Origin of the sequence: Halobium salinum, from assembly GCF_026586625.1 — an archaeon.
Taxonomy (GTDB): domain Archaea; phylum Halobacteriota; class Halobacteria; order Halobacteriales; family Haloferacaceae; genus Halobium; species Halobium salinum.
Genome location: NZ_JAODIW010000005.1, coordinates 214,027 through 225,991, shown reverse-complemented (window position 1 = coordinate 225,991; position 11,965 = coordinate 214,027). Strand labels below are relative to the sequence as shown.

12 protein-coding genes are annotated in these 11,965 nt (G+C 66.7%); 4 read left to right on the top strand and 8 right to left on the bottom strand.

What is annotated here, in order from left to right:
• Positions 1–43: 43 nt before the first annotated feature.
• Positions 44–1,456 (bottom strand): extracellular solute-binding protein, encoded by a 1,413-nt coding sequence (locus N5095_RS02495; RefSeq protein WP_267620712.1) that lies wholly within the window; start codon positions 1,454–1,456, stop codon positions 44–46.
• A 180-nt stretch (positions 1,457–1,636) separates the two neighbouring features.
• On the opposite strand from N5095_RS02495, the gene N5095_RS02490 reads away from it, so the two are divergent.
• The 3 genes from N5095_RS02490 to N5095_RS02480 all read left to right on the top strand — a co-directional run bounded on the left by N5095_RS02490 (position 1,637) and on the right by N5095_RS02480 (position 3,921).
• Positions 1,637–2,632, top strand: coding sequence for an asparaginase (locus N5095_RS02490; protein WP_267620710.1), 996 nt, complete (start codon positions 1,637–1,639; stop codon positions 2,630–2,632).
• 90 nt (positions 2,633–2,722) lie between these two features.
• On the top strand, positions 2,723–3,490 hold the full coding sequence (locus N5095_RS02485) for an SDR family NAD(P)-dependent oxidoreductase (protein WP_267620708.1): 768 nt from the start codon (positions 2,723–2,725) through the stop codon (positions 3,488–3,490).
• Positions 3,487–3,921, top strand: coding sequence for a DUF3830 family protein (locus N5095_RS02480; RefSeq protein WP_267620706.1), 435 nt, complete (start codon positions 3,487–3,489; stop codon positions 3,919–3,921). The genes N5095_RS02485 and N5095_RS02480 overlap by 4 nt, the downstream gene beginning before the upstream one ends.
• A 141-nt stretch (positions 3,922–4,062) precedes the next feature.
• On the opposite strand, the gene N5095_RS02475 is transcribed toward N5095_RS02480, so the two are convergent.
• Complete coding sequence (locus N5095_RS02475; RefSeq protein ID WP_267620703.1) at positions 4,063–4,911, bottom strand: ABC transporter permease; 849 nt, start codon at positions 4,909–4,911, stop codon at positions 4,063–4,065.
• A gap of 70 nt (positions 4,912–4,981) precedes the next feature.
• Entirely contained in the window at positions 4,982–5,737 is a 756-nt protein-coding gene (locus tag N5095_RS02470) for an SDR family NAD(P)-dependent oxidoreductase (RefSeq protein ID WP_267620700.1), read from the bottom strand.
• A 131-nt stretch (positions 5,738–5,868) separates the two neighbouring features.
• On the opposite strand from N5095_RS02470, the gene N5095_RS02465 reads away from it, so the two are divergent.
• Complete coding sequence (locus tag N5095_RS02465) at positions 5,869–6,540, top strand: isochorismatase family protein (RefSeq protein WP_267620698.1); 672 nt, start codon at positions 5,869–5,871, stop codon at positions 6,538–6,540.
• 15 nt (positions 6,541–6,555) lie between these two features.
• Here N5095_RS02465 and N5095_RS02460 read toward each other — a convergent pair whose 3' ends face one another.
• The 5 genes from N5095_RS02460 to N5095_RS02440 form a co-directional block, all read right to left on the bottom strand.
• Positions 6,556–7,593: an LLM class flavin-dependent oxidoreductase gene (locus N5095_RS02460; protein WP_267620697.1), complete on the bottom strand. Its 1,038-nt coding sequence runs from the start codon at positions 7,591–7,593 to the stop codon at positions 6,556–6,558.
• Positions 7,590–8,849, bottom strand: coding sequence for a Zn-dependent hydrolase (locus N5095_RS02455; protein ID WP_267620695.1), 1,260 nt, complete (start codon positions 8,847–8,849; stop codon positions 7,590–7,592). The genes N5095_RS02460 and N5095_RS02455 overlap by 4 nt, the downstream gene beginning before the upstream one ends.
• A 90-nt stretch (positions 8,850–8,939) precedes the next feature.
• Positions 8,940–10,181: an ABC transporter ATP-binding protein gene (locus tag N5095_RS02450; RefSeq protein ID WP_267620693.1), complete on the bottom strand. Its 1,242-nt coding sequence runs from the start codon at positions 10,179–10,181 to the stop codon at positions 8,940–8,942.
• Positions 10,182–10,183: 2 nt separating this feature from the next.
• The gene (locus N5095_RS02445; RefSeq protein WP_267620690.1) at positions 10,184–11,332 is read right to left on the bottom strand and encodes an ABC transporter ATP-binding protein; all 1,149 of its coding nucleotides are present in this window, start codon (positions 11,330–11,332) and stop codon (positions 10,184–10,186) included.
• Between the two features lie 128 nt (positions 11,333–11,460).
• A complete protein-coding gene (locus N5095_RS02440) occupies positions 11,461–11,895 on the bottom strand; it encodes a universal stress protein (RefSeq protein ID WP_267620688.1) in 435 nt (144 codons plus the stop codon).
• Positions 11,896–11,965: the final 70 nt, after the last annotated feature.

Sequence of the window (11,965 nt, the reverse complement as noted above, 5' to 3'; positions counted from 1 at the left end):
TGTGACTATCAGGCATCTGTTGGTAAAAAGCCGGTTCCCGGAGTTACGCGCTCGTGAACTCCTTCCAGCGCTCGAGCATGTAGTCGGCGTTCGAGGGCCACTTCTGGAAGAAGCCGATGCGGTCGATGCGGTCCTCGACCGGGCCGCTGTTGCGTTTCTGGCCGTCGGAAGCGGGGCTGCCCTCCTCCATCGACCACTCGTACTGCTGGGGGTCGAACAGGCCGGGGTCGTCGACCGCCTGGTACGTCGCCTTCCCTTCGTACGCCCAGTCGTAGTACTCCGGCCCCATGCCCTCACCGGAGTCGTCGGACCCGTCGCGGACGAGCTCCTTGTTCGGGTAGTGCGGGACGGAGTAGCCCCAACCCTGGATGTAGCCGGGGAACCACGCGCCGTAGTGAACGTCGTTGATGAGCGTGTGCACCTCGTCGACGTTGCCGCGGCTCTCTGCGCCGGGGGCGACCGGGGCGATTCCGCCGAACCAGTAGCGGTACCCCTGGACCCCGTCGCTCATCGTCGCGTAAGTGCAGGGCGTTCCGGCGCGGCGGACGTCGAGGCAGGCCGGCTGCCAGATGTCGCCGATGACCGCCTCCTCGCTGGACATCAGGTTGACCGAGTTACCGTACGCGACCCAGGTCGAGCGGAACTGGCCGCCCTGCTTCTGCTTGATGAGGAAGTCGACCGCCGTGTCGAGTTGGTCCTCCGACGGGTCGTTCAGGTCGCCGACCGACCCGTCCATCATGTCGTTGTCCATCAGATGCATTAGCGCCTCGGGGATGGTGATGGCCGAGACGGCGCCCATCGCCACCCGCCCCTTGTACTGCTCGTCGAACAGCGCGCTCCACTTCGAGACGGAGCTCTCGTCGACCATCTTCGGGTTGAGCCCGATGGCGTCGAAGTTGTACACGTGCGGGGGGAACCGGAGTTGGGTCCGGTCCTCGTCGGCCCACAGTTCGGAGAGGATGGTGTCGGTCTGTGCACCCAGGTAGTCGACGCGTTCTCCGGGGTTCGTGAACAGCTCCGTGATTTTGCTCTCGTCCCACTTGTCGAGTGCGTCCTTCGGCACCGGGAGGCTGGCGTCGTTGTCCTTCGTCATCGCCCCGGAGCCGGAGGTGTCGATGGAGAACGCGTCGAACGTCTCCCGGTCGCCGCTCAGCAGTTTCTGTTGTGTGGTAGGGATGTCGGCGTTCGTCGTCTCCATCTGGATGCCGGTCATCTCGGTGAACTTCTCCTTCTGGCCGTCGCGGACGGCCCACGCCGGCCCCATCCACTTCATCGGGCGGGAGCCGTCGGAGGTGCCGCCGCCGCCACCGCCGCCACCGTCGCTCCCATTACCGCCACCGCCACCGCTCCCGTTTCCATCGCCGCCGTTTCCACCGGTACATCCGGCGAGCCCAGCCGCGCCAGCGGCTGCACCGGTACTCGCCATGAAGTTGCGCCTACTGATACCGTTACCCATGAGAGATGCTGACGCTGATACTACTTATAGTTACTACATGGGGTCAATGGCTGAGACCCCGAATAATACACGTTCTTCGAGATAGTCCGATGCCTTCGGGACGAACCGATGCCTACGAGCGGGGTCTTACCCCATTTCGGCGAAACAGCTAACCCGTACTTGGTCCACCTCCGAGACGAGATGGACACACAGGTGACGGTACTGAGTACGGGCGGGACCATCGCGAGCACGGAGAGCGAGGCCGGTGCGACGCCGAAGATGGGCGGCGAGGAACTGGTCGCCGCCGTCCCCGAAATCGAGGAGTACGCGTCACTGACGGTCGAGCAGGTCGCCCAACGCCCGAGCTTCGACATGGACTTCGAGACGCTCGGGACGCTTCACGACGCCGCGCTCGACGCGGCGGACGCGGGCGCCGACGGCGTGGTGGTCACACACGGTACGGACACGATGGAGGAGTCGGCGTACGCACTCGACCTCCTGCTCGACCTTCCGGTGCCCGTCGTGTTCACCGGTGCCCAGCGTCGACCCGACCAGGTGAGCCCCGACGGGCCCGCGAACCTCCTCGCCGCCGTACGCGCTGCCGCCCACGAGCGCCTCGCGGGCGAAGGTGGAGTGTATCTCGCGTTCAACGAGACGCTGCACGCCGCCCGCGACGTGACGAAGACCCACACCAGCCGACTGGAAACGTTCGCCTCGCCCGACGCAGGGCCCGTCGCACACGTCGACGGCAACGGCGTCCGGTTCACCCGTCCGCCCGGGAGCCACACCGCAGCCCTCCCCATCGACGGCGAGGGGTTCGAAACGACCGCCACACTCGACGTAGAGATGGTCAAGACCGGCGCAGGCGTCGACGGACGACAGGTCCGCCGCGCGCTCGACGCGGGGGTCGACGGTCTCGTCGTCGAAGGTACCGGGCTCGGCAACGTCACCGCCGCGCTCGGGGACGCCGTGGCCGACGCCGTCGACGCCGGCGTCCCCGTGGTCGTCACCTCGCGCTGTCTCGCCGGACGGGTCGCCCCACAGTACGGGACCGGCGGCGGTGGCGCGACGCTCGCGAGTCACGGTGCGCTCCCCGGCGACGACCTCCCGGCACACAAGGCGCGAATCAGACTTCTCCTGGCTCTCGCGGTCGCCGACGAGGCCGAGGACGTGAGCCGGTTCTTCGACGACTGGTGAGCGGGTGTCGACCCCCTCTGCAATCGGTCGCTCAACCCCTCCGGTCGACCCCGTCGATAGCTACATGTCGCCCACCTCGGTAGAGTGTGTATGGCACGACTAGCGGACCGCGTGGCCGTCGTCACCGGAGCGAGTTCCGGCATCGGGAACGCCATCGCGACGACCTTCGGTCGGGAGGGGGCGAGCGTCGTCCTCGCCGACGTTCGGAGGGAACCGAAACTGGAGAGCGAACGGTCGGTGGTCGAGAAACTGGACGAAGTCGACGCCGAGTACACGTACGTCGAGACGGACGTGACCGACGAGAGGGACATCGAGGCGATGGTCGAGACCGCCGTCTCCGAGTTCGGCGGCCTCGACGTTCTCGTGAACAACGCCGGCATCTACTATCAGTACCCCGTCGACGAGACACCGACCGAGGCGTGGGACGCCATCATGGACGTGAACCTCCGGGGGCTCTTTCACTGCTGTAAGGCGGCGCTCCCTCACCTCGAAGAGAGCGAAAACGGGAAAGTAATCAACCTCTCGTCCATCTACGGTCTGGTCGGCGGCGGGCAGAGCGGGGCGTACTGCGCCTCGAAGGGAGCGGTGTCGAACCTCACCCGGCAGATGGCGCTCGACTACGCCGACCGGGAGGTGAACGTCAACGCGCTCGCGCCGGGCATCGTCGAGACGGCCCAGAACGCCGAGTGGCGCGAGACCGACGAGGACCTTCTCGAGGACTGGCAGCGCCGGACCCCCTGGCCGCGCTTCGGGCAGCCGGAGGACGTGGCCGACGCCGCGCTGTTCCTCGCGAGCGACGAGAGCGACTTCGTGACGGGGCACGTGCTCTCCGTCGACGGGGGGTGGACGGCACAATGAGCCGGCTGGAGCTCACCGTCGGCGACGACACCTTCGCCGGCGACCTGCTCGAAGACGAGGCGCCGGAGTCGGTAGCGGCGCTTCGCGAGTTCCTCCCCCTCGACTCCGAGTTGATGCACGTCCGTTGGAGCGGCCACGCCGTCTGGGTGAACATCGACGAGGCCGACCTCGATGGGGTCCCTCGGGAGAACCACACCGTCTACCCCTCCCGCGGGGACGTGCTGCTCTACCCCGGCTACCGGAACGAACAGGAGATACTACTCGCCTGTGGCCCGACCTGCTTCAAGAGCCCTGCCGGAGAGCTGGCGGGGAACCACGTCGCGACCCTGGAAGCGTCGGCCGAAGAACTTCGGGAGTTGGAGGAACTGACGCTCAGAGACGGGATGCAGGGGGTCCGCGCTCGTATCGTCGAGGGCTCGGACGGGGAGTAGCGCCGACGGCGAAGTCGCCTTCTTCCTCTTTACCTGTTCGTCAGAAATCGGGGCCGACGAGCCCGACGCAGTTCCACGCACAGCGTACGAAGCGGCGGGACACGGGAGAACGGACCGGGTGTCGATTCGACCGACGACCGTTCAGCGACCGCGCGAGCCGTAGAACACGAGGAAGCCGGCCAGCCCCAACAGGAGCGTGGAGGCGACCGTGGTGACGCTACCGAGCGCGAACAGCACTGGCGTGGCCCGGGTCGCGGAGGCGATGGAGAACACTTCGAGGGGCATCGTGTTGTTGTTGCCGAGCAGGAGGAGACTGCGCGTCGCCTCGTTGTAGGAGAGGGTGAACGCGAACACCGCCGCGCCCAGCACCGTCGGCGCGATTTGGGGCAGGATTATCTGTCTGAAGACGGTGAGCTTGTTCGCCCCCATCACGCGGGCGGCCTCCTCGTTCTCGGCGAGGTTCGGCGGGAACCCGGCGAGCAGGACGATGACGGCGAAGGGGAGCGTCCAGACAACGTGGACGGGCACCGCGAGCCAGAGCCCCTTGCTCAACCCGAGCAGTTCGTTGAGGAACAGCGTGGCGCCGACACCGTAGGTGATGCCCGGCGTGATGATGCCGAGGATGAGCAGGAACAGCAGCCCACGCTGCCCCCAAAACTCGTACCGGTACGCGAGCGCGGCAGCCGTACCCAGCACGGTCGTGATGAGCATCACGACGACCGCGAGCTGGAGCGAGCGGTACACCGCCGACATCATCGCGTCGTTCGCCAGCAGCGCCGAGTACCACTGGGTCGTGAACTCGACGAACGGGAACGTCAGCCCGCCGGAGTTGAACGAGAAGCCGATGACCGAGAGGATGGGCAGGTAGATGTACGCGGCGATGAGCGCGGTGTACACCAGCAGCAGATGCTTCATGTCGATACGTTCGAAGAGCGAAGCCACCCCCGAACTGTCGGAAACCTCGCCGGTACGCGCGGTCTTCGTTGCCATCTACCACCGAGATACCCGCACACCCTCATAAAACCACGGGGTGCGGTAGCAAGGACCGAGAGGGCCGTCGTTAGTGCATCGCGTCGCCGCCGTCGGGACTGAGCGTCTGACCGGTGTAGTAGGCGCCGTCGTCGCTCGCCAGGAACACCGCCGTCGGCACCACGTCCGAGACTTCGCCCAGCCGACCCATCGGGAGTTCCGCTTCCTTGGCCGCGCGCCACTCCTCGGAGAGGTCACCGAGTAGTTCTGTCTCGACTGGACCGGGCGCGATGGCGTTCACGCGAACGTCGGGAGAGACCTCCCGCGCGAGCGCTCGAGTGAACGCGATGACCCCGCCCTTCGCCGCGGAGTAGTGGACCAGTTCCTCGGCACCCTTGATGCCCAACTGCGAGGCGACGTTGACGACGGAACCTCCACCGGACTCCAGCATCCCGGGGAGGAACGCCCGAGTGACGAGAAAGACCCCGCGAAGGTCCACGTCCACGACGTCGTCCCACATCTCGACGGACATCTCGGCGAGCGGCGACTGCGTGACGATACCGGCGTTGTTGACCACGACGTCCGGCACACCGAGTTCGGCGGTGAACGCCTCGGCCATCGCCTCGACACTCTCGGGGTCGCTCACGTCCCCCTCGAGAGCGACGGCCTCGCCCCCGCCGGCTTCGATATCGTTCACGACCGCAGCGGCACGGTCGCTCTCCCCGTCGAACGGCGGGTAGTTGACCGCGACCGTCGCCCCCGCCTCCGCGAGGCCCAGCGCGATACCGCGACCGATACCGCTCGTCGCACCCGTCACTATCGCCGTGTTGCCGTCGAGTCGAGCCATGGTAGTCGAACCCACGCCTCGAACAAAAGTGTTCAGTTCGGACCGGGTCGGTCAACGCGCACTTCGCCGCCACCACTCCGGGACGGCGATAGCGACCAAAGCTATCACACAACGCGCCGAACGGTCGAGGGATGACCGACAGTGACACCGACGGCGACGGCAACGGGACCGACGGGGCGACGAAGTCGGCCGTGTACGAGCGGGCCGGTATGGACGAGCGAGTCGGCTACGGCGACCGGCCGGCCCTCCTCGTCGTCGACCTCCAGCGGGGGTTCACCGACGCGACGAACCCGCTCGGCGGCGACCTCTCGGGCGTGGTCGAGCGCACGAACCGCCTGCTCGACGCGGCTCACGGGAGCGACGTGCCGGTCGTCCTGACGCGCATCGTCAGTACCCACCCCGACGGCGCCGACTTCGGCGTCTGGGGCGAGAAGATACCCCGACTCGACACGCTCACGGCGGGTTCGGAGTGGGTCGAGTTGGACGCTCGCCTCGCCGTCGAGGAAGGGGACCACACCCTGAACAAGCGCCAGGCGAGCGCCTTCCACGAGACGGAACTGGGGTCGACGCTCGTCGCGTGGGGCGTCGACACCGTCGTCGTCGCTGGCTGCACTACGAGTGGCTGTGTCCGGGCCTCGGTCGTCGACGCCTGTGCGGCCGGCTACCGGGCGGTCGTCCCCGAGGGCGCCGTCGGCGACCGTGCGGTCGAACCACACGAGGCGAACCTCTTCGACATGAACGCGAAGTACGCCGACGTGCGGCCGGTCGGTGAGGTGGTGGAGTATCTCGAGACGGTGGGATGAAAAGGAGTCCGCGCGTCACTCCGCCTTGAACTCGGCGAACGTGTCGATGACCTCCTCGACGTTCGGCCCGAGCGAGTACAGCGACGGCTCGGTACAGCCCGAATCGCAGTAGTCGGCGACCTTCTGTACGCAGTCCTCCGGCGTGCCCGCGGCGACCACGTTCGTCACCACGTCGTCGGGGACGAGGCGGCTCGCGCGCTCGATGTCCTCGGCGTCGGCGGGCCAGCCGCCGAGTTCCTCGCCGATCTGCTCACCGACGTCCGGGTCGATACCCGACGCCTTCGTGATGTGCGGCTGTTGGCCGATGTACTGGGTGACGAGTCCGCGGGCGTTCTCGATGGCCACGTCCCGGTCCTCGTCCATCGACACGGCGACGAGCTGTGGGCGGTCCACGTCCTCGATACTCCCGCCACGCTTCTCGACGCCCTTTTTTAGTTTCGCCATCGCCTTCTCGTTGTGTTCGGGCGGGATGAGGTAGTTCATGTACACCCCGTCGACTACCCCCTCCGCGACGAGTTCGCCGGACATCTTGTTCATCGTCAGCCCGGTCGCGCCGATGTAGATGGGCACCGTTCGCGGGTCGGCGTTCGCCCGCACGAGGTCGAGTTCGATGTCCTCGACCCGGATGAACTGCCCGTCGTAGGTGACGTTCTCGAGGTCGAGCAGGCGCCGGAGCACGGTACAGTACTCCCACATGTAGCGGAGGGGGTTCTGCCGGTCGATTCCCACCTTGCTCGCGAGCGGGTCCCACCACGCGCCGATGCCGAGCATCGCCCGGCCGCCCGAGAGTTCGTGCAGCGTCGAGAACGTCTGGGCCATCAGCGCGACGTTTCGGGTGTAGCAGTTCGTCACGCCGGGCGCGAACTTGATGCGGTCGGTGACCTGCGTGTACGCCCCCATCACCGTCATCGCGTCGCGCACCAGCCTCGACTCGCCCTGCCAGACGGTGTCGAACCCCTTCTCCTCGGCGTACTGTGCGTAGCGAATCTCGTCGCGGATGTCCGGACGCTCCCAGTTCCAGATGCCGAGGCGGTCGAAGGTCGGGTCGCTCATCGCGCCGCCTCCTCGGGCTCGTCACCCCGACCCGCGAGGTTGACCGCGGCCTCCGCGAGCGTCGACGCCGCCGCGTAGCAGTCGTCCCACGAGGTGTACTCGGACTCGTTGTGGCTCTTCCCGTTCTCGCTCACCGCGAACACCATCCCCGTGTCACAGACGCTGTGAAGGTGGGTCGCGTCGTGGCCGGCGCCCGAGAAGATACGCATGCTGTCGAGGCCGAGGTCGTCGGCGGCCGTCTGGACCGCGTCGACGCAGGTGTCCGCGAAGGTGACGCTCGGGGCACGCATGCGCTCCTCGTGCTCCCAGTCGACACCCTCGCGGTCGGCGGCGTGTTCGGCCTCCGCGAGGACGCGCTCGTACGCCTCCTGGATGATTTCGTCGTCCGGGTCACGGAAGCCCCACGTGATGGTCACCTCGTCGGGGATGATGTTGATGGAGTTCGGGTGGACCTTCGCGTACCCCACCGTCCCGACCGTTCGCTCGCCGAGCGTCCCCGGGATTCGGCGCACAGCGGTGATGACGTCGGCGGCGGCGACCAGCGCGTCCGATCGGTAGTGCATTGGCGTCGGCCCGGAGTGGTCGGCCTCGCCGTGGAACGTCAGCCCGCCCCAGGTGAATCCGACGATGCCGGTGACGACGCCGACCTCCTTCCCGTTCTCCTCGAGGTACGGCCCCTGCTCGATGTGGAGTTCGAGGTACGCCTCGTACTCCTCGCGCGGTTCGGCGGGGTCGTCGCCGCGGTAGCCGATTCGCTCCAGTTCGGAGACGAAGGAGACGCCGTCCTCGTCGGTCTTCGCGTACTCCGTCTCGATGTCCTGGGCGCCGGCCCACACCCCGCTCCCCTGCATCGCCGGCTGGAAGCGCGACCCCTCCTCGTTCGTCCAGTTGACTATCTCTATCGGGTGGGTGGTCTCCACGCCGGCGTCGTTCAGCGACCGGACGAATTCCAGCGCGGCGATGACGCCCAACTGACCGTCGTAGATGCCGCCGTACGGCTGGGAGTCGAGGTGCGACCCGACGAGGACGGGGTTCGCGTCCGGGTTCGTCCCCTCCCGTCGCCCGAACATGTTGCCGAATTCGTCGACGCGGACGGCGAGGCCGGCGTCCTCCATCCGCTCGGTGAACCAGTCCCGTACCTCCTTGTCCTCGTCCGATAGCGCGAGCCGGTGAAGCCCACCCGCCTCGGTCGCCCCGATGCGGGCTTGTTCTTCCATCGTTGCAACGAACCGCTCCCTGTCGAGGCGGAGTGGCATACCACAGCATCGAGAAAGGTGGCGATAAGTCTTTGCGTGTGATGAACACGCACTCGAATTCGAGAGAGGAGAATAGGCCGACGAGACGGACTACTTCCCGAGGATGTCCGCCCGGAGGTCGATGTCCGGGAGGACGCTCGGGCGCTCGAAGAGGAGGGTGTGCTCGGGCGTCCAGCCGACCTGTACGCGCTCGGCGTCGACGACGAGTTTCTCCTCGGAGTGCAGTTGGAGTTCCTCGGTCCCGCCCGCTTCGGTCTCCGCCGAGAGGATGACCTGCGTCCCCTTCCCCGACTGGTAGATGACGTCCTCGACGGCGCAGTCGACGACGTTCGAGACGCCGCCGTTCTCGCGCCCGTCGCCGGCTCCACCGGCCTCGCCGACGAGTTCGAGATGCTGCGGGCGGACGGCAAAGAGGACGCGCTCGCCGACGAGCGCCTCCGGATCCGAGTCGAGGTTGGCCGTACTCGCCGTGAACTCGCCGAGGTCGGCACGGACCGTCGCGGTCTCCCCGTCGTCGGCGACGGCGACGAGTTCGCCGTCGAAGAGGTTGGAGTCGCCGACGAAGGCGGCGGTGAACGCCGTCCGCGGGCGGTCGTACACCTCGTCGACCGGCCCGGAGTGTTCGACCTTCCCGCCGTTCATCACGACGATCTGGTCGGCCAGCCGCATCGCCTGCGTCTGGTCGTGGGTGACGTAGACGAACGTCGTGTCCAGTTCGCGGTGGATGCGCAGTAGCTCGCGCTCCATGCGCTTCTGGAGCTTGTAGTCCATGTCGCCGAGCGGCTCGTCGAGCAGCAGGAGTTTGGGTTCGAGGACGAGGCTGCGGGCGAGCGCGACGCGCTGTTTCTGTCCCGCCGAGAGCGCCTTCGGCGACCGGCCGCGCAGTTCGTGGAGCTGCATCATCTCGAGGACGTTCTCGAGCCGTTCGTCGACCACGTCGACGGGAACATTCGTCCGTTCGAGCCCGTAGGTGATGTTCTCCTCCACGCTGAGGTGGGGAAAGAGCTGGAAGTCCTGGAAGACGAGCCCGATGTCGCGCTGGTAGGTGGGGGTACCCGTGATGTCCTCGTCGTCGAGGACAACTGCCCCCTCCGTCGGGGCGATTTTCCCGACCAGGGAGTGTAGGGTGGTCGACTTCCCACAGCCGGAGGGGCCGATGATGACACAGAAGTCACCTCGGCGGATGCTGAAGTCGATATCGTCGACCGCGAGCGTCCCGTCGGGGTAGATTTTCGTCAGCCCCTCCACTCGGAGGACGTCGTCGCGTCCCTCGTTCGCGCCGCCTGCGTGGCTGTCGCCCCCGGGGTCGCCGCCGCGTGCAGATTTCGCCATCGTCACACCTCCATGAGGTCCTCGACGGTCACGGTGTCGACGACGCTGAGCGTGTCGTAGGCAACGCCCTCGTCGGCGTCCCAGCCGATGGTCGTTCGCTTCCCGACCGCCTCCCGGGGGACGTTCCCGTCACGGACGACCTGGAACTCCTCAACGTCGTCGCCGAGCGAGACGGTGAACTCCGTCAGTTCACCGGTGTACGTGCGGTCCTCCACGGAGACCGAGAAGCGGTTGTCACAGCCCGTGGCGTCCGCACCGAGTGTGAGGTCCTCTGGCCGAACCAGGACGATGACCTCCGTGCCGACCTCGGGGGTGTTCTCCCGGGGAGCCGCGTGAATCTCGCCGACGGGGGTGTCGACGACGACGTTCGATCCCTCGGTTCGGACCACGTCGCCCAGCAGCGGGTTCGTGTCGCCGATGAAGCGCCCGACGAACGCGGTCTCCGGCTCGGCGTACACCTCCTCGGGCGTGCCGATCTGTTCGATCATCCCCTGGTTGACGACCACCAGCTTGTCCGCCAGCTTCAGCGCCTGGTCCTGGTTGTGCGTGACGTAGACGAACGTGCTCCCTAGGTCGTCGTGGATACGGCGCATCTCCAACTCCATGCGTTTCTGGAGCTTGTAGTCGAGGTCGGCCAGCGGGTCGTCGAGGAGCATCACGTCACACTCCCTGATGAGCTGACGGGCGAGTTCGACCCGCTGTTGCTGGCCCCCACTCAGCTCCGACGGGGTGTTGTCCCGGGTCTCGGGGATGGAGAGGAGGTCGAGCATCTCGTCGATTCGCGCGTCGACCTCGCTCGCCGAAGGGGGGTTCTCGCGCTGGCGCAGTCCGAAGGCGACGTTCTCCGCGACGCTCATGTGCGGGAACAGCCGCTCCTCGAAGTCCTGGAACACGTACCCCAGTTCGCGGTCCTCGACGTCCACCTCGTCGACGGCTCGACCGTCGAGGTGGATGCTCCCGGCGTCGAACGGGACGAGACCCGCGATACACTTCAGCAGCGTCGATTTCCCGCTGCCGCTCGGTCCCACCACGACACAGAACTCCGAAGGGGCGACGTCGAAGTCGACGCCCCTGAGCACCTGTTCGTTCGAGAACGATTTCTCGAGAGACGTGACGGAGATCGCAGTATCCGCTCTGCTTACCGTACCCATGGTAGGTCATCACCAACGGCCGCTTTAATGTTTTTGGATACCACACCACACGACCGAGACGGGGAGAACCCCTCCGTCGGGACGGTCGACGGGAGTGAGCGACCCACGGAGCCAGGACCGGGCCGCCGTCACCCGAGCTGCATCACCGTACACGGGACCGAGAGCCGGAGGATGATGTCCTGGCTCGTGCTTCCCATGATGGCCTTCCCGGTGGGCGAGCGCTTCCGACCGCCGATGAAGACGTGGTCGACACTGTGGGAGTCGACGTACTCGACGACGGTCGTCGCCGGGTCGCCGACGGCACCGACGATGGAGAGGTCAAGTCCGGCCGCCCGCACGATGTGTGCAGCCTCACGCACGACCGAGTTTCGCTTCGCCATGTCGGTCGGGTCGGCGGCGTCGTACTCGAACTCCGCGAGTCGACGGTCGAACTCCCCTTTCGGGTAGGCTCGAAACAGCGTTACGTCGGCGTCGAACTTCTCGGCGACAGCCACGGCGTACTCGGCGATGGTCGCGACGTCCATGCGCTCCTCGCCGACCGCGATGAGGATGTGGTCGAACATCTGCGGGTCGAATTGGCGGAACCACCTCATAAGTCTGTGTGCTAGGCGGTGTCGATGTGGGTTCGCACCC

Coding starts and splice junctions, on each gene's coding strand:
- N5095_RS02495 (WP_267620712.1), bottom strand. CDS start 1,456: ATGGGTAACGGTATCAGTAGGCGCAACTTCATGGCGAGTACCGGTGCA.
- N5095_RS02490 (WP_267620710.1), top strand. CDS start 1,637: ATGGACACACAGGTGACGGTACTGAGTACGGGCGGGACCATCGCGAGC.
- N5095_RS02485 (WP_267620708.1), top strand. CDS start 2,723: ATGGCACGACTAGCGGACCGCGTGGCCGTCGTCACCGGAGCGAGTTCC.
- N5095_RS02480 (WP_267620706.1), top strand. CDS start 3,487: ATGAGCCGGCTGGAGCTCACCGTCGGCGACGACACCTTCGCCGGCGAC.
- N5095_RS02475 (WP_267620703.1), bottom strand. CDS start 4,911: ATGGCAACGAAGACCGCGCGTACCGGCGAGGTTTCCGACAGTTCGGGG.
- N5095_RS02470 (WP_267620700.1), bottom strand. CDS start 5,737: ATGGCTCGACTCGACGGCAACACGGCGATAGTGACGGGTGCGACGAGC.
- N5095_RS02465 (WP_267620698.1), top strand. CDS start 5,869: ATGACCGACAGTGACACCGACGGCGACGGCAACGGGACCGACGGGGCG.
- N5095_RS02460 (WP_267620697.1), bottom strand. CDS start 7,593: ATGAGCGACCCGACCTTCGACCGCCTCGGCATCTGGAACTGGGAGCGT.
- N5095_RS02455 (WP_267620695.1), bottom strand. CDS start 8,849: ATGCCACTCCGCCTCGACAGGGAGCGGTTCGTTGCAACGATGGAAGAA.
- N5095_RS02450 (WP_267620693.1), bottom strand. CDS start 10,181: ATGGCGAAATCTGCACGCGGCGGCGACCCCGGGGGCGACAGCCACGCA.
- N5095_RS02445 (WP_267620690.1), bottom strand. CDS start 11,332: ATGGGTACGGTAAGCAGAGCGGATACTGCGATCTCCGTCACGTCTCTC.
- N5095_RS02440 (WP_267620688.1), bottom strand. CDS start 11,895: ATGTTCGACCACATCCTCATCGCGGTCGGCGAGGAGCGCATGGACGTC.